13 protein-coding genes are annotated in these 18,637 nt (G+C 35.4%); 4 read left to right on the forward strand and 9 right to left on the reverse strand.

The genetic code is table 11. The features are described 5' to 3' along the window. Nucleotides 1-333: 333 nt before the first annotated feature. The 8 genes from ACWNMZ_RS07565 to ACWNMZ_RS07600 all read right to left on the reverse strand — a co-directional run bounded on the left by ACWNMZ_RS07565 (nucleotide 334) and on the right by ACWNMZ_RS07600 (nucleotide 8,326). The gene (locus ACWNMZ_RS07565; protein WP_449598543.1) at nucleotides 334-1,086 is read right to left on the reverse strand and encodes an ABC transporter permease; all 753 of its coding nucleotides are present in this window, start codon (nucleotides 1,084-1,086) and stop codon (nucleotides 334-336) included. Next, nucleotides 1,083-1,832, reverse strand: a complete 750-nt coding sequence (locus ACWNMZ_RS07570; protein ID WP_031540457.1) for an ABC transporter ATP-binding protein — start codon at nucleotides 1,830-1,832, stop codon at nucleotides 1,083-1,085. Before ACWNMZ_RS07570 ends, ACWNMZ_RS07565 begins: the two co-directional genes overlap by 4 nt. 205 nt (nucleotides 1,833-2,037) lie before the next feature. Further along, entirely contained in the window at nucleotides 2,038-2,982 is a 945-nt protein-coding gene (locus ACWNMZ_RS07575) for an ABC transporter substrate-binding protein (RefSeq protein ID WP_031540456.1), read from the reverse strand. A gap of 4 nt (nucleotides 2,983-2,986) precedes the next feature. After that, nucleotides 2,987-3,559: a UbiX family flavin prenyltransferase gene (locus tag ACWNMZ_RS07580; protein ID WP_031540455.1), complete on the reverse strand. Its 573-nt coding sequence runs from the start codon at nucleotides 3,557-3,559 to the stop codon at nucleotides 2,987-2,989. A 45-nt stretch (nucleotides 3,560-3,604) separates the two neighbouring features. Then, nucleotides 3,605-4,621, reverse strand: a complete 1,017-nt coding sequence (locus ACWNMZ_RS07585; protein WP_035416843.1) for a 4-hydroxybenzoate octaprenyltransferase — start codon at nucleotides 4,619-4,621, stop codon at nucleotides 3,605-3,607. Next, nucleotides 4,608-6,053 (reverse strand): menaquinone biosynthesis decarboxylase, encoded by a 1,446-nt coding sequence (locus ACWNMZ_RS07590; protein ID WP_031540454.1) that lies wholly within the window; start codon nucleotides 6,051-6,053, stop codon nucleotides 4,608-4,610. Before ACWNMZ_RS07590 ends, ACWNMZ_RS07585 begins: the two co-directional genes overlap by 14 nt. Before the next feature lie 504 nt (nucleotides 6,054-6,557). After that, nucleotides 6,558-7,799: an MFS transporter gene (locus ACWNMZ_RS07595; RefSeq protein ID WP_031540452.1), complete on the reverse strand. Its 1,242-nt coding sequence runs from the start codon at nucleotides 7,797-7,799 to the stop codon at nucleotides 6,558-6,560. 53 nt (nucleotides 7,800-7,852) lie between these two features. Further along, nucleotides 7,853-8,326, reverse strand: coding sequence for a hypothetical protein (locus tag ACWNMZ_RS07600; RefSeq protein ID WP_031540451.1), 474 nt, complete (start codon nucleotides 8,324-8,326; stop codon nucleotides 7,853-7,855). Between the two features lie 188 nt (nucleotides 8,327-8,514). Here ACWNMZ_RS07600 and ACWNMZ_RS07605 point away from each other — a divergent pair, with 188 nt between their 5' ends. Continuing rightward, nucleotides 8,515-9,780 (forward strand): ATP-binding protein, encoded by a 1,266-nt coding sequence (locus ACWNMZ_RS07605; protein WP_031540450.1) that lies wholly within the window; start codon nucleotides 8,515-8,517, stop codon nucleotides 9,778-9,780. Between the two features lie 113 nt (nucleotides 9,781-9,893). Here ACWNMZ_RS07605 and ACWNMZ_RS07610 read toward each other — a convergent pair whose 3' ends face one another. Continuing rightward, nucleotides 9,894-10,454, reverse strand: a complete 561-nt coding sequence (locus ACWNMZ_RS07610; RefSeq protein WP_031540449.1) for a BsuPI-related putative proteinase inhibitor — start codon at nucleotides 10,452-10,454, stop codon at nucleotides 9,894-9,896. A 306-nt stretch (nucleotides 10,455-10,760) separates the two neighbouring features. Here ACWNMZ_RS07610 and ACWNMZ_RS07615 point away from each other — a divergent pair, with 306 nt between their 5' ends. The 3 genes from ACWNMZ_RS07615 (at nucleotide 10,761) to ACWNMZ_RS07625 (ending at nucleotide 18,416) form a co-directional block, all read left to right on the forward strand. After that, the gene (locus ACWNMZ_RS07615; RefSeq protein ID WP_065429045.1) at nucleotides 10,761-15,290 is read left to right on the forward strand and encodes an immune inhibitor A domain-containing protein; all 4,530 of its coding nucleotides are present in this window, start codon (nucleotides 10,761-10,763) and stop codon (nucleotides 15,288-15,290) included. A gap of 158 nt (nucleotides 15,291-15,448) precedes the next feature. Then, complete coding sequence (locus ACWNMZ_RS07620) at nucleotides 15,449-16,639, forward strand: MalY/PatB family protein (RefSeq protein WP_251627650.1); 1,191 nt, start codon at nucleotides 15,449-15,451, stop codon at nucleotides 16,637-16,639. 421 nt (nucleotides 16,640-17,060) lie between these two features. Then, complete coding sequence (locus tag ACWNMZ_RS07625) at nucleotides 17,061-18,416, forward strand: polysaccharide pyruvyl transferase family protein (RefSeq protein ID WP_235252429.1); 1,356 nt, start codon at nucleotides 17,061-17,063, stop codon at nucleotides 18,414-18,416. Nucleotides 18,417-18,637: the final 221 nt, after the last annotated feature.

Raw genomic sequence — 18,637 nt, forward strand, 5'->3', positions numbered from 1 at the left:
CTAATTTAGCTCTTAAATAAAGCTACTTTCTCATGATGGTTATCTATGTTTTTAAATATAGTTAAGTGTAAAAACTAAGTCGTTCCATTGCGCTACAGACGCACGATGCGCATGGGAGGAAGCTAAGCCTCCTCGCATGCGCTGCGGGGTCTAAAGCGTTTCTATTTCCCGCAGGAGTCGAGCGTCCTCCGCTCCATTTCACTTCGTTTTTAAACTATTTTCAAAACTGAAAAACACGAACTTTTATGTATATTATCTATACGAAAGTTCGTGTTTATTATTAGTTGAAATGCTTTTGTCCCAGCCTCTTTTCACTATTTTACTTTTGTCGCATCAACTATTCGTATTTCTCCATTTTAAAAAAGTGCTTTCCATTAAATCAATAAGTACAAAAAGAAGAAAACCTACTAAGCTTAAGACGATAATTCCGCTATACATATCAAGGTAATTTATGCGCATCCAAGCGTCCATTATATAATAGCCCATTCCATATTCCGTTCCGTATATTTCTGTGAAAAATAGAATGGAGGTAGCTGTTCCTAATGCAATACGAATAGAGCTAAGTATAGAAGAAAGCGCAGCAGGTAATGTGATTTCTTTAAATTCTCGCCATCTACTAGTGCCAAGACATCGAAGGATATAGTAGGTTTCTTTGGGAATATCTTTAACACTATCTCGAACAGCTATAATAATTTGGAAAACGATAATTAAAACAATCATAATAATTTTTGATGACTCTTTTAAGCCGAATATTAGCATGACAGCTGGCAGTAAGGAAATCTTCGGAATGGGATAAGTAAAATAAATAATGGGATTTAATATCTTATTCCATTGTTTAGATTGCCCCATCAATACACCAACTAGTAAACCGATACATACAGAAATTGCTATTCCAACAAAAATTCGAACAAGACTATAGCCTAAATGAATGTAAATATCTTGTGATACTAAAGAGTAAAGATTAGAAAGAACCTCTTTAGGTGCTGGCAATATTGGTTTGTTGATGATGAGAGAAGCGGCATACCAAAGAAGAATAATGGAAATAAAGCCAAATAAGAAATCCTTCCATTTATCAATGATTTTCATTTTTTCCATTCCTTTGTCATGATATTTCGAATATCCGTTGCGATTTGTAAATACTCTATGGATGTTCGTTTGTTGTCAACCTTGTGAACAGGATTATCTAAAATGGTGATTATTCTTCCAGGAGAAGGAGACATAATCACAATTTTAGTCCCTAAATAAATGGCCTCTTCTATACTATGAGTAATAAGCAAGGTTGTAATATTTTGTTCCTTCCATATCTTCAAAAATAGCTCTTGAATACTTTCCCTCGTCAGCGCATCCAATGCAGAAAATGGTTCATCCATTAAAAGGATATCAGGTTGTAGAACAAAAGCTCGTGCAATCGCAACTCGCTGTTTTTGACCGCCGCTCAAGTTATTTGGATATCGCTCTTTTAGTGTCGAAATTTCAAGTTTTTCCATTATTTCTTCGATGTTGTTTAAGGTTGTTCTGTCTATGTGACGACCTTTTACTTTTAAGGCTAGTAGGATATTGGCGAAAACTGTTTTCCAGGGTAGCAGTCCATAGTTTTGGGGAATTAGCCCGATTGTATGATGTTTTGCCGAGATATTCTCTTTATTTAGCAAAATCGCTCCTTTACTATAAGGAGTTAAACCAGAGATAGCCTTTAGCAATGTTGATTTCCCACAGCCTGAAGGACCGATAACAGCATAGATTTCACCTGTATTGATTTGTAAACTAATATTTTTTAAGACTGCGGATTTAGTTTTATCATAGAAGACATCTACATTTTTTATTTCTAACATTATAAACTCCTTTAAATAAAACTTTTAGCAATGGAAGCTGAACAACCCATTGGCTTCTAGTTCCTTTTAGCCAATAGCAGATTTATCCATTTCGAATTTTAATTAGCAAGAGGTGAGAGTCTTACTGAAATTAACGAGTGGGATAAAAAATAGGGGGAGCTCCCCCATAATATTTATATGAAATGCATAAGGAAGGATAACATCCTTATTTAATCGCTATATTTGATAGTACATCTGCTGGTTTTAATTCTTTTGTTAATAGTTCTTTGCTTTTTAACCAGTCGAAAGCTGCTTGTATATCTTCCTCTTTCGCAAGGCTGTTTTTTCTGAATTCTGGCAACTGGATTTGCTCTTTTAGCTCCTCAGGATAACCAATTTTATCAATAACGATATCCATATATTCATCAATTGCATGTGTATTTAAATAATCAACCGCTTCATCATAGGCTTCATAAAAGGCGATAATTTCAGGACATTTCTTCTCAATAGATTCTTGCGTAAATGCAGTAATAAATGGATCAATCTTTAGTGAATCTGTAGATGTTAATTCCTTAAGTCCTGCATGTATTCCCATGGTGACAAAAGGTTCTGGAAGAACAGCAGCATCTGCTTGGTTATTAGTAAGTAGCTCAAGTCTAGTTGGAATGGAAGGAACCTCTTCTTTTGTTACATCCTCAGCTGTTAATCCCACTGATTCTAATGCTTTATCCAATGTATATTCAATCGAAGTATTTTTGGAAACAATGACATTTTTCCCTTTTAAATCATGAATATCAGCAATGCTTGGATTGGCAAGAAATACAAAGCTTCCAGTTGTAGAGCCGGTGATTTTTACATCGAATCCTGCTTCGTTATATAAACCAATGGCTATTAAATCGCTAATAATACCGTCTAAATTTCCACCTTGGAATGCGGCATCTCTATCTTTAGCGCTTTTAAATGTCTGCAATTCTACCTCTACATTATGTTTTTGAAAGTAGCCCTGTTCTTCGGCAATTATCATGGGGATGGCATCAATCGAACCAATTAAGCCAAAGGTGATTTTATTGGAACTACTTTTGGTAGATTCAGTAGTATCCGAACAGGCGGTTACGGTCAAAAGAATCATTAACATAAAGGGGATGAGTAAGTATTTTCTTGCAAATTTCATTTTATTAGCTCCATTTCTTGAATAAATTATTTTCAATTTGTAAGGAATCAAGTATTTTACCAACCATAAAATCAATTATGTCGTTCAGTGTAGTTGGCTTACTATAAAAGCCAGGCGAAGCTGGAAATATCGTGGCACCTGCTTTTGTTAATGTCAGCATATTTTCTAGATTAATGAGATTCACTGGTGTTTCCCTCGCTAAAAGAATAAGTGGACGTCTTTCCTTTAAACAAACATCTGCTGCACGGTCAAGGAGATTGTCGGAGATGCCATGCGCAATCTCAGCAAGAGTCCCCATTGAGCATGGTGCGATAATCATTCCATCTGTATGATAAGATCCACTTGCAACGCTTGCGAAAAAATTTGTTGCATCTTCAAGAACAGTCTTGTAGCCTTCTTGCTGTAAATTTTTTAAAAAGGTCTCTAAATAAATATCTGTTTCAAAAGTAATTACTTGTTTCGCCGTATCTGTGGCGATAACGTGAACCAAATAGTCTCGTTTTGCAAGCTCTTCGATTAGTCGTAAACCGTATATACTGCCGCTAGCTCCAGTAAGACCAACTATAAATGTCTTCATTTTAGTCCTTCTTTCAAGATAGAATTATTTTATTTGTGATGAAAATCACAAATAAATGTCGACGATAGGAAAAAGAATAAATACTACACTAACTATTTCGTTAATACTATAGGAAGCGATTTTTGCATGAGTCAAATTCGTCGGTTTAACAATAAGATGTTCAATGATTAAGAGAACGGTGATAATTAATATGCCAATGAAGTAAATCCATCCAAACGTTACGGTAAGGAAGCCAACGAAATATAAAAACAAAATCGCAACAAAATGTAGGAAAGCTGAAATATATAAACCATTCTCTAGACCAAATTTTGCTGGAATCGAATGAATACCATTGGCACGATCAAATTCCACATCCTGTGAACCATAAATAATATCAAAGCCTGCTACCCAGCATGCGTTAATGACAGATAAGAATATGGGGATGAAAATAGTGTTTTCCATGCTAAGTCCTGAAATAAATAAATGTATCGTATGCTGAAATAGCTGTCCTACTTGAGCAAAGTTTCCAAATAAAACAGATTTTAATAAATCAACTAAAGCTACAAACGCTGGCGTAAAGTCACCTAAATCGCCGGTAACCGCAATCCAAGCTCCCATTGGTGCAATGGCACAGGTCACTCCAAGAAAGAGATGGCATAGAAAAGTAAATCGTTTCGTGTAAGAATAGGCCACCAGAAAGATAAGTGCTCCTGGAGAAAGTAATGCACATAATGGATTAATAAAGAAAGCGGAAAGGACCATTATGACAAAACAGAAACAGGAGAATAGGATAACTTCTTTTTTTGACAATACTCCCTGAGGAAGCTGCCTAGATGATGTTCGTGGATTTTTTGCATCTATTTCTGCATCTATTACTCTATTAATTGCATTTGCTCCCGTCCTTGCACTTAATAGTGACAGAAAGATTAAGCTAATCTTCCAAGGAGGCAAAAAGCTATTTTCTGTAAGTTTGCTAGCTAGTATCATGGATACTAGACCAAAGGAAAGAGAGAAAATCGTATGCTGGAACATAACTAAGGTGCCGTATTGCTTTACTTTATGGAGGGCTTTAGTCAAGACCATATTCTTTCCATCTCCTTGATACAAACTCTTTCATCTCAGTAGTCATTTCAATGTCATCTGGCCACTCTCTTGTATGCCCTTCACTAGACCATTTTTTGGTTGCATCGACACCTAGTCGATAGCCTAAATGCGACATATTGGAAGCATGATCTAATGCATCAAGTGGCCCTTCGCTAATGACTAAATCGCGTTTTGCATCAATATTATTGAAGACCTTCCAAGCAACTGTAGAAAGATCATGTGGATTAATGTCTTCGTCTACTACAATAATCATTTTGGTATACATCATTTGACCAATACCCCATAAGGAGTTCATTATTTTTTTAGCATGACCAGGAAACCGTTTCTTTATCGAAACAATCACACAGTTATGGAACACTCCTTCTAGAGGAAAGTTATAGTCCACTATTTCAGGGTATTGCATCTTAATAAGAGGAAGGAAAATTCTTTCTGTTGCTTTTCCTAAATAACAATCTTCCATCGGTGGCTTCCCTACAATAGTTGTTGGGTAGATAGCATCTTTTTTATGTGTGATACATTTCACATGGAAAGTCGGATAGAAGTCTGCTAATGAATAATATCCAGTATGATCTCCAAAAGGCCCCTCAAGACGAAGTTCTTCGTTTACATCTACATAGCCTTCTAAAATAATTTCTGCATTTGTTGGAACATAGATATCATTTGTTTTACTTTTTACGAGCGTTACAGGGCGTTTACGCAAAAAGCCTGCAAACATCATTTCATCAATCATTTTAGGAAGGGGAGCAGTGGCCGCATAAGTTATTGCTGGATCACAGCCTAAAGCAACAGAAACAGGCATTTTTCCGCCAAGCTTTTTATACTTCTCATAGATTTCTCTTCCATCTTTATGTAAGTGCCAATGCATGCCCGTTGTATTTTTATCATAGACCTGCATGCGGTACATCCCCATATTTTGTTGGCCTGTTTCAGGATCTTTTGTCATTATAAGTGGAAGTGTAATAAATTTCCCCCCGTCCTTTGGCCAACATTTTAATATTGGTAATGTATTTAAATCAGGATCCATTTCTACAACATCCTGACAAGAACCTTTAGGGATTTTCAAAGGAAAAACATTGACTAGTCTACTAAGCTTTGGAAGTGCCTTGAATTTATTCATAAGCCCTAAATAAGTGGTCATATCGATAAAATCCCCAATTTGATTTCCGATGATGTCCAAGTCATCAACTTCCAAAGCCATATTCATTCTTTTATAGGAACCCATCGCATTTATTAAGAGCGGAAATTTAGATCCTTTCACGTTATCGAATAATAGAGCAGGACCATTTTGCTTGGAGATTCGATCGGTTATCTCGGTTATTTCTAGTTCTGCATCCACCTCGACTTTTATCCGTTTTAGTTCTTGTTCCTGATCTAAAGCGGCGACGAAATCATGTAAATCTTTGTATGCCATAATACAATCTCCTTCTAAAAGAATAGTATGTGATAAAAGTAACATAGTTTATCAGCAATTTAAAGACAGTCCATTCAAGTAAGTGTGACAAATTAAGGACAGTACCTAAAACTCTCGTAAAGGAAGAGGAGGTACTGTCCTTTCTAGGATAAGGAATGTTTTTAAAGCAGAAATCATAGTTTAGTATATATAACAAATTTAAGAAGGAGAGGACTATATTGAAATTTGTTAAATTAGCAGATCATTTTTGGAATGGCATGACTTTGACTTTTGTAAATCATAAAAGCATTATTTATCCATATTTGTCCTTTATGATAATAGCTTTTCTCTTTGAGATATTTCTTACAGTGCTAATAGGTATATCTATTTATTTCTTTTATCAATTTGGATATTCCCCAGAATTTTCTTTTTACATTGGATGTTGCCTTGTCTTCCTACTACTAGCTATGACAATCATTACAATTAAATCTATTTTTAGAAAGATAAATATGTATCAAAATGTTATTAAATGAGCTCTCTCTTCTTCCGTAAATAGTAGAATAAAATGACACAGCAAATGGAGCAAAGTAGGGATAGAAGTGCAATAAATCCATAGCCTGCCTGTTGTCCAATGACACCATTACTCGTATGGAACAAACGATTTATCCCTTCTATAATGACTCCAATCAGCAGGTTTCCGAGTACACTTGCAATTCCCATTAATGTAACTGTAAAGGTTATAGCTGTACCAGTTCCCTTTGGATACCTTTTTGCCAGCAATGCCATGACAGTCGGATAAATGGGAGCGATGCCAATTCCAGCGATTGCAAACAGAATGGCCCCTTTTTCTCCAATGATAATGGCAGCAAAACTGCAAATGCCAGAGAAAGCAGCAAAAATCATAATGGAAAGAGTATAGCCGATTCTATCTGTTAACGGGCCAAAGATTAGTCTTGAAAGCATAAAAAATAAGAAGAACATTGATAGCATGCCAGAAGCTGTTTCTATATTCCATGAATACGCTTTAATTAAAAAGTTAACTAACCAGCCTCCTACAGCTAGTTCAGACACTACCCCAAAGGAAAGTATCATTACAATGAGCCAAGCAACTGGATCCCTAAGTAAAATTCGATAAGATACATTCTCTTCGCCATTTGTTTCTTCTTCTGGAAATTTTCCGAAAAAAGAAGGGATGATAGGCAGAAGGGCTAATAGCAATACAATAAAATACATCCCTCGCCAGCTTAATTCTCCTCCTGCGATAGTCCATTTCATCATCCAAGATGCAATAATTGGTGCTACCATCGAACTTAAACCATAGAAAAAGTGTGCAAGATTCATCATAAATCCTGTATTTTTTGTGAAAATACGAGCAGCCATTATCCCTAGGCCAATTTCAAGCATTCCATTTCCAATATATAAAAGGAAATAGGAAGAAGAAAGGGCAAAATATTTTTCAGAGAAATATAGACATATGCCAGAGACAGCCATTGATGCAAAAGCAACAATACCTGTCCATTTAATGCCAATCCTATTTGCTAAAGCAGCTGTAAAGGTACAGGCAATTAAATAGCCGAGGGAGTTGATTGCAAGCAAAAATCCTATTTGCGACTCACTTAAAAGGAAGTCAGCTTGAATGATTGGTATGGCAGGTCCTTTCACATTTTCTGATAATCCGAAAATAAGAAAACCGCCAAAAATGACAATAAGAAGAAGATAGTAATTAAGTTTTGACTTTTCTTTACTAGAAGCGTTTAAGTGATCCATAGGCATCCTTTCTTTTTCCTAAATGTGGTGTGATATAAAGATTATGAAAATACTTATTTATGATATCGGGATTGACGAGATGGAAGATGTTCATTATTTTCGACAGTAGGACTGTCGTTACTGTCTGATCGATTGTTTCTTTTATGAAAAGTCTTTTTAATTCCTTTAAAAATTAAGGTGATAACTAGATATATTCCGAAAAAAAGAAGGAAACCGTTAATACCCGCCACAGCATCTGCGAACTCCATATTCCCCCGTCCAGTAATCCCCTGCTGAATTTCAATAGCAAATACTAATACGAGGATGAGCGTAAAAGTATAGATAAAAGAAATGCTCTTAATGCTCCAGGCTGCTAAGCGTTTAAAGATGAATTGCACAATAAAGAATGAAATAATTCCAATGATACCAATAATCCATAAATGTAAGTCTTTATCTGTAGCTTGCCAGCCAAGAATAGAGGCAACGTCCATAATAATATCGTGGAGAATATTGACAATTTCAGCTATTATTTTAAAAAACTCTACCATTTTATACCTCCTTTAAAAAGTCATCTTTCATCAAATTATACTTGACGATGGGAAAAAATAAAATAAGTAATCTATTATTCTATCCTTGAAATATCCTTCAAGTTAAGGGATAAACATGTTACTATAGGAGAAAAGATGTTCATTACAACGAACAGTTTTGGAAATAATATATTGAAGGGGCAATGACCATGCTACTTTGGAATCGTAATAGACAAATATGGGGACAAATTACGTTAGTATTAATCTCTGTATTATTTACTACTTACCAATTTGTGATTAATCATGATCCATTTTTTACTATTGATTTTTTCCTGTTTACGATATTAGCATGGATTGTTGGCTGGAGATATGATCTATCTCGATATTATGAAAAGAAGGCAAAGGATAGTGAAGAAAGCTATCGACTCCTTATGGATTCTTTGCCTGAATCCATATTCATCCAATCACAATGTGACAATAAATTGATTTATGTCAATCATGCCGCTATAAGAATGATGGGAGCATCGAGTAGAGAGGAGTTAATCAATCAATCTTTTGGAGAATTTGTATCGGCTGATTATATAGAACGCTGGAAAATGAGAGTAAAGATAGCGATGAAAAAAAAGAGGCCACTATCTCATATCGAGTATAAAATGAAAAGGATAGATGGAAGTGATTTTTTCTATGAAGCATCCTGTTTAGCGATTAAGTTATATGGAAAAGAAGCAGTATTGTCTATCGGAAAAGACGTTACAGCTAGTAAAGAGGAGACAATGAATTTACTGCAAAAGTCGGAAAAACTAGCGATTTTGGGAGAAATGTCTGCAGGGATTGCACATGAAATTAGAAATCCACTAACTTCTATTAAAGGGTTTATTCAACTTGCTATATCAGAAAACCCCCAAAATAAGTATTTTGCAATTGTATTATCAGAGATTGAAAGAATTAATAGTATTGTTGGAGAGTTGCTTTTCCTTGCTAAACCTACTGCTGATGTTTTTTTAGTTAAAGATATTCGAAATATTATTAAAGATGTGGTTACTTTAATACATACCCAATTGAGCTTACATAACATACAGATTAATGAAGTATATGACTGGGATATACCGAAAATTTTATGTGAAGAGCAGCGATTGAAACAAGTATTTATTAATCTTTTGCAAAATGCCATCGAAGCTATGCCAAAAGGTGGGTATATTTCTATTAAGGGGACTTTCTTGGGCGAGGGCAATATTTCGATTGAAATCATGGATCAAGGAGTTGGAATTCCTGAGGAAAGAATTTCTACACTCGGTGAACCATTTTATACAACAAAGGAAAAAGGGACAGGTCTTGGTCTAATGACCTGTTATAAAATTATTGAAAGTCATAATGGCAAACTTTGCTTTCAAAGTGAAGTAAACAAAGGAACAAAAGTAACAATTATTTTTCCAGCTGCCACACAGGATACTTTGCTAGGCACAGCCATTCATTGAATGAAGACATGAAGAGATAAAATAATCAAAATCCCCGCTCATATAGTGGGGATTTTGATTATGAAATGCATTTTGCGGAAATAGAACTTAGCTTTTTTGTTGAAGCTATTTCCTTACTGCTCTACAGAAAAATCGAAAGACTTCTTTAATTCTAATTCTTTGGCGAGAAATACAAAACTAATCGTGTAAGAACCAGGTGGCAGCTTTTCTTCTGAAACTTCATACAAGGAAGAGCCTCCAGGCTTTATGAATACAGTAGAAGGCAGCTTTATATCAGATGATGTTTTAACCTGCTTCACAAGTTCTCCGTCTGCTTTTCTAATCGTGTATGCATATTGCTGCATCGTATCAAAGTGAAAAGTAAAATCGTGCTTAGCGTTATTTGTTACTTGAAAAACAAAATGTAGACTTGATTCTTCTTCTGTATAAGAAATCGAAGCTTCTATTTTACTTAAAACATTTTTATCCTCCCCTTGAAAGTCGAAATCATCTTTTGCAGGAACAGTAGTCTCTATCTCCTTATCTTCGTTCTCCGTTTTAGGTGAACGAATGGGAGAAGCTGATTCCTCTTGTTCGCTGGTAGAGGGCTGGTTTTGGGACTCTGTCATATTTCCATCTGAGCAAGCGGTTAACATTAGGAAAATAGATAAAACAATTCCCTTTTTAACTCCCATGCTAAAACCTCCTTTACTATTTTTCTTTTTAAAATCTATAAATATTACAAAACTTCTCGAAGAAGGCTTTTACTCTATTATTCCTTATTATTTACAATATTATAATAATATTGTAATAGTTGCTAAGAAAAAGTAAGAAATTAGTAATATTTATTGGAAAATATATTCTTTTTCTCTATTGTTTTTGTTATAGTAATATTCAGACATCTCAGAATTTTCCTATATAAATATTATGAAAATACAAAGAGACACTTCAAAAGGAGGGATTGGAGAAAACTGTCATAAAAAAACATTGGGGGATTTGAAATGGTAAATTGGAAGAAAGTGATGGGAACTTCAGTATTATCCGCTAGTTTAGTTTTTACTTCTTTTGGTTCATTATTTGGAAATGTTGATAAAGTGGAAGCAAAGACTAGCCCTGTATTACATACTCATGATGATTCTGCTCTGCCGTTTATGAGCAAGCATGCAAGTGGTCCATTTGATATTGGAATGGTGAATGAAGAAAAGGTACTTGCATCTTTAATTGAACAAGGAATTATTAGTAAAAATGCGTCGAAAGATGAACAACAGAAGAAATTATTATCCTACTTAAAGAATCGTGCTGACAAAGCGGAAGCATTGGTTGATGATCCAAAAGAAGCACGGAATGAAATTCAAAAGAAAACCGGGCTAGATCCTGTTGCTGCTGGGATTCCAAAAGAGTCAAAAAAAGAAAAAATTGCTGCCAAAAAGACATCACCAGATTCTATTGTAGAGGAGAATTGGGATGGCGAAGTAATTGAAGACGAAGTGTTAGTATTACTGATTGATTTCCCAGACTATCCACATAGTAGTATTACTCAAGAGGATAATCCAGTACTCTTATATGATGACTATTCAAAAGAACACTATGAAGAAATGGTATTTGGAGACACTACTTATAAAGGTGGAAATGATGAAGATTTCATCTCCATGAAAGCATATTATGAAGAACAATCAGGGGGAAGCTATACCATTGATGGAGTAGTATCTGACTGGTATACAGCAAAACATCCAGCTGCCTATTATGGTGGAAACTATCCTACAGCAGATGGCAGTGATATTCGTCCAAGAGATTTAGTGCAAGAAGCCTTAGAAGCTGCATCAAAGGATCCTAATATTGATCTGTCTCAATTCGATAGAGAAGATCTATATGATTTAGACGGAGATGGAGATTATCGTGAACCAGATGGCATCATTGATCACTTGATGATCGTTCACTCTGGAACAGGAGAAGAAGCAGGTGGTGGCGCTATTGGTGCTGATGCTATTTGGTCACATAGTTGGAGTCTAGCAGAGCCTACTGTTATTTCTGGTACGGAAGGACAAGCAGAAGTCCCTTACTGGGGTGGAGGGTTAACTGCTTATGACTATACTATTCAGCCAGAAGATGGTGCAACAGGTGTTTTTGCCCATGAATTCGGCCATGATTTAGGCTTACCTGATGAATATGATACGAATTATACGGCTGGTGGTGTAGGTGCACCTACCGATTATTGGACGATTATGGCATCTGGAAGCTGGGCAGGTATCATTGGCGGTACAGAGCCTACTGGATTTAGTCCATACGATAAGGAGTACTTGCAAAATAAATGGCCAAATTCTAACTGGTTCAAACCAGTAGAATATAGCCTAGACGATATTATGAATGGTACGAAAACACTGAATATCGATCAAGCAAGTATGAAAGGGACAAACGCAGATGCCATAAGAGTATCTCTTCCTAATAAGAAAACAGTTATTAACACGCCAACTAGTGGAGAATACGAGTATCATAGTGGAAGTGGGAATGATTTAAATAATGATCTCGTTACAACCGTTGATTTAACGAAAGCTACAGAAGCTGCATTAACTTTTAATGCTAATTATGATATTGAAGAAAATTGGGATTACGCTTCTGTACAAGTAGACGAAGGTTCAGGATGGAAGGCAATTCCAGGTAATATTACAACCGATCAGGATCCAGAAGGATATGGACAAAATCCAGGACATGGTATTACAGGAACATCGAATGGATGGGTCAATGCTTCATTTGATTTATCTGCATATGCAGGGAAAGAAATTAAACTGAAAATAAATTACTGGACAGATAGTTATGTTGCAATGCCAGGTTTATATGTAGATGATCTAGTCGTTACTATTGATGGAGAAGAAGTTATAGTAGATGACGCAGAATCAGATGAATCCCTATTCACACTTGAAGGATTTGCAAAAAGTAATGGTTTAAAAGAGTCAGAACATTATTATTTAGTAGAATGGAGAAACTGGGCAGCAGCGGATACAGCGTTAGGTAGAATAACTCGCGGTAACTCTGTATTAACACTTGATCCAGGAATGGTTGTTTGGTATGTGGACAATCTATATGACAATAACTGGGTAGGAGATCATCCAGGTGATGGATTTTTAGGAGTAGTAGATGCACATCAAGCCACCGCAGCATGGTCTGATGGAGCAGTAGCTTCTACTAGATACCAAATCCAAGATGCAGCATTTTCTTTAAACCCAACGGATAAAATGTTTATTGACTATTTAGCTGTTGATAATACAAGTATTACATTACCTTCTCAGCCAGCGGTTCCGACCTTTAATGATTACAAGGATTATTCTAATCCAGGTCAAATTTACTCTGGACGTAATGTGCCGAAATATGGGTTAAATATTAGTGTGCTTTCACAAGCAGAGGACAATAGTGTAGCACAGATTCAATTATCTTATGATGATCATAATCCAAAAGTAGAAGTTAGTGGATTGAATGATACTTATTCAAGTAATGAAGGCTATAATACTCTTGATTTATCTGTCATCAGTGACGATGAAGCATTAGATCAAGATATTACTGTCACAGCAAAAGTAGTAAATAAAGAGCAAGATACTGTTGTTTCTGCGGAACAAAAATATGTCTCTGATTTAGAAGAGAAAGAGTTAAACTTCCAGCTTACCCTTCCTGAAAAATTAGAATCTGGTGAATATACGCTAGAAGTCACCGTAGCAACAGCAGACAAGGTAATCGTCTCTAAAACAGATACATTTAATGTAGATAATGAAGCTCCAATTCCAGATGTTGGAGAAAATAATGGTTCTACAGAGCCAATTAATCAAGTTTCTGTTACAGTGAATATTCCAGACGCGAAGGATGATACGTTAGAATATTTATGGTCCGAATCGGAAGAATTAGACTCTGTAGAGGCCGTAACCGCAAAAGGAATGAAAAATTCGGTAACAGAACTAAATGCATGGAAACCATTTAAAAATGGAGATACATTAACCTTAGAAGGACAGAGTGGAATATATTATCTACATGTTCGTGGAAAAGATGTATTAGATAATACAATTAATTGGACTTCTAACGCCTTTACTGTTGATGCAGATGTGCCTGTTATCACTTTAGAGGGAGATAATCCATTCGTTATTCAAGCTGGTACAGAGTATGTAGAACCAGGATTCGCTGCTAATGATAATGTGGATGGAGATGTAACATCTTCAGTAGAGGTTACAGGTTTAGAATCACTCGATGTAACGAAACCAGGAGAATATGTATTAACATACACAGTAAGTGATACAGCTGGAAATAGTGGAGAAGTTCAAAGGAAAATCCATGTAGTCGATGAAGAAAAGCCGTATATTTCTTTAACAGAAGGTAATGTAGAAATAGAAGTAGGAGATGAATATACAGAACCAGGATATACTGCCATTGATAATGTGGATGGAGATGTAACAGATAAAGTAGAAGTTGCTGGTGATGTAGATACATCGACACCAGGTGAATATACGTTAACCTATACAGTTACAGATTCCAGTGATAACAGCTATTCTGTTACACGCATAGTAAAGGTAATTGACACAACTGCACCAGTTCTAGCTTTAGAGGGTGAAGAGAAAATTATCATAGAGGGCGGTACAGAATATGTAGAACCTGGTTATACTGCTACAGATAATGTCGATGGAAATCTTACTGAAGCTGTTGAGGTATATGGTAGCGTAGATGTAACAAAGGTAGGAGATTATGAATTAAAATACCATGTAATCGACTCGAGTGGTAATGAAGCAATTGCTATTCGTACTGTAACAGTTCAAGATACAACAGCACCGGTAATTAAGCTTTCAGGTGAAGATACGATAACATTAGATTTAGGTCAAGCTTACTTAGAGCCTGGGTTTACTGCAACTGATACGTTAGATGGGAATATTACGGATCAAGTAGTAGTATCTGGAACACTTCGCTTTGAAGTAGGAACCTATACAATTACGTATACAGTAACAGATGCTGCAGGAAATGAATCAACTGCTAAACGTACAGTTAAAGTCGCTGATAAAACGGCACCAAATTTAACCTTAAAGGGCAGTTCTTCAATCACTCTAACAAAGGGAGAGAAATATGAAGAGCCTGGTTATAAAGCGAGAGACAATGTAGATGGAGATTTAACAGATGAAGTAATAGTTTCTGGAAAAGTAGATACTAACAAAGTAGGAGCATATACACTGACATATACTGTTACTGACTCTTCTGGAAATAAAACATCTGTAGAAAGAATTATTATCGTGAATGAAGAACCTGCTACAGACACGGACGATAATAAAGGCGGATCGAACAATGGCGGATCAGATAATGATACTGATAGTCCGTCCGATTCTAAAGGTGGAACTGTAAATAACGGTAAATCGAATGGAACAAACACTACTGGAAATGCAAGTAGCCAGTCTGGTAGTAATTTACCGAATACAGCAACTTCCACTTACAATTGGATTTTAGCAGGAACAATTATAATTGTTGCTGGTATAAGTTTATTTATTATTCAAAGAAGAAGAAAAGCATAATTTAAGCAATCCATACTGTACAGAAAAGAGAAATCATCTCTTTTTTGTACAGTATTTTTTTGAGAAAAATCAACAGTTTATGTGGAAGCAGGTCAAGGTATTGTAGCAATTTTTCGTGTTATAATGACTACATTAATAGGAAGAGGATGGTGGATATTATGATTAACAATTTTGATGAAGTAGTAAATCGACGAAATACTTATTCCGTTAAATGGGATGGTGGAAAGATGATTAAGGAGATGGGATTAACAGAGCGTTATGATGAGGAGACTATTCCGCTCTTTACAGCAGATATGGATTTGCCTGTACCACAAGCATTAGTTGATGCATTACATAAAACGGTTGATAATCGCATCTATGGCTATTCCGTTTTTCCAGACGAATATTATGAAGCAATTCAGTACTGGTTCAAAAAAAGACATGATTGGAATATAGAGAGAGACTCTATTGTCTATAGTCCAGGAACGGTTCATGCGATTAATATGGCTGTTCGTGCTTTTACAGAAGCTGGAGATGGGGTAATTATTCAACGTCCGGTTTATCCGCCATTCACCTCAGCAATTGAAGAAAATGGAAGGGTAGTAAGAAATAACGCATTACTTAAAGACGAAGAAGGATACTATACGATAGATTTTGCTGATTTTGAAGAAAAGGCAAAGGAAGAATCAACAAAGCTATTTATTCTTTGTAATCCCCATAATCCAACGGGGCGTATTTTTTCAGTAGAAGAACTTACTCGCTTATATGAGATTTGTATGAAAAATAATGTGATAATTATCGCAGACGAAATCCATGGTGATTTAATAAGGTGCAATCAGAAATTCACTCCAATTGCCAAAGTGGCAGAAAATAATGACCATTTGATTACTTGTACGGCGATCAATAAAACATTTAATGTAGCAGGACTTCATTGTACAAATTTAATTATTCCGAATGTAAAGCTACGAAATAAATTTAAAAAAACGATGGGACATCAATTAGCGTCTCCTTTCACCATTTCTGCGCTTATTGCAGTGTATAAGGATGGAGAAGAATGGCTAGAGGAATTAAAAGAATATATTGACGGTACAATGGAATGGGTGAAGGCGTACATAGACGAACATATGCCAAAGGTAAAAGTAATGATTCCGGAAGGTACCTATATTATGTGGATGGATTTTGGAGGTTATGGAATTACTCCGGACGAAGTACATGAACGTATTTATCATCGAGCTAATGTTTTGCTGGAGGATGGTAGTATGTTTGGAGAAGAGGGAATTACTTATCAACGAATCTGCATCCCATCTCCAAGATCAATTATTAAAGAAGCAATTGAAAGAATTGCAAAAGAGTTTGCGGATTTGAAATAAGAGAAATATTCTTTTTTTTAGGATCTGATACTAGAAGATACTTTATTTCAGCTAGTGTAACAGGAGAAACTGTGCACTTAGTTGAAAAATGATATCTTTTACAATCAGATTCTTTTTTTGCTGCTAAATTTTCAGGTTTAGATTTAATAAATATGGGGAAAGGGAAGATGGTTGGTTTTTTAAAATTGGATCTAATACATTTTTTAGTTAAGAAAAAATTAAGCTTCTCATTTTATCCTACAGATTAAGAAGGAAATTTTATAGATTTATCATTTGCAAATATACGATTGAATATATTAGTTGTACTACTGTATAAAAAAATGAAAAGTGCTAATGATGTTACTAGGTATTTATCAAGTAGGTTAGTAGTAAATGGAATAAATGATGTTATTAATTTTGTTTTATAGAAAGGGTTAGTAAAATGAAGAATATATTGATTAGAGCAGGCATGTCACCTCTAGATATTTTTGATGCATCTTACATACTAAACAATAATTCGATTGGCGGGAATGTTGGAAACCTAATATATCAATATAGTGTTTTCCGTACATTAATGACAGAGGACACAATCATAACGCCAGATTACTATGATTATGAACCATCCAGAGCAGATGAAATTAATGAAAAATATGACTGTTATGTCATTCCATTGGCAGATGCATTTCGGAAAGAATTTGTTCCGACGTTACGTAAGTACACACAATTAATAAAAAGATTAAAGATTCCAGTTTATGTTATTGGTGTTGGGCTCCGTGCTCCATTTGAACCAAAATTAAATGAGGGGTTTCCTTTTGATGAAGATGTAAAAGAATTTATTAAAGCAGTTTTAGAAAAATCAAATATAGTTGGATTACGAGGCGAGATTACATCGAAGTATTTGACTGGTTTGGGCTTTAAGGAAGGAGTAGATCATACTGTAATTGGATGCCCTTCTATGTATACGTTTGGCAGAGAATTGACTATTAGAGAAACAAATATTACGAAAGAATCTATGGTTTGTGTGAATTCTTCTCGATTATCGCCAAAAAACGTCCTCGACTTTATTACTAGAGGCATGCAGGAATATCCAAATCATTATTTTATTCCACAATGGCTTAAAGAATTAAGACTAGTACATTTAGGTGCACCAGCAATAGCGCCAGACAGCAACAATTATCCAGTTAAGATTTCTGATGCAGCATATGCGAATAATAGAGTACGTTATCCATTGAATGCGCCAACTTGGTTTGATTTTATTGGTCAAGCCGATTTAAGCTTTGGAGCTAGACTACATGGGAACATTACTGCAACTATATCTGGAACACCAAGCATCATTATTCCAAAAGATGCTCGGATGAGGGAGTTGGCAGAATATCATCAGCTAACACATGTGATGGCAAATGAAATTAATGAGACAACAAGATTATCTGACTTAATTGATAAAGTAGATTTCCAACAGCCGACAAAACGTCAAGCGGAGAATTTTGATAACTATATTAATTTCCTGAATAAAAATAAAATCGATCATATTTATAAAGAAACGAATCACCCGGCACGAATACCATTGGAAGAAAGATTGTCTAACGTTTCATTACTTCCATTAGAAGTACCAATTAGTGCTTGCGGTATTGAAGAAACGGTTGCTAGATGGGAGAAATTCTATTCAGGGGAATCTCCACAAATTAATGCATTGAAGAAGAAAGTAAAAGACAAAGACAATAAAATTAAAAAGCTAGAAGGACAATTAAATCGGAAGTCTGTCAAACTAGTATTGAAAGCTGCAAATGTATTTAGGTAAGGTTGATGCCGTATATGATTTTATTTAAAGGACATCCTTTTCATAAGTACTTCAAACAACTGAAGCAACAATCTTTTAGAATTAATACTTAAGTAAAAAAGATAAGCACCCATGTTAAACAGTGAGGTGCTTTTTTTAATATGGATTCACTTTAAATGCTAGGTTTAAAAGGATTCTATCCTGTCAAAAATATAAAAATGCATGTCTTTTAAACACAGGCT

It is taken from the genome of Niallia sp. Marseille-Q9988 (assembly GCF_976954375.1).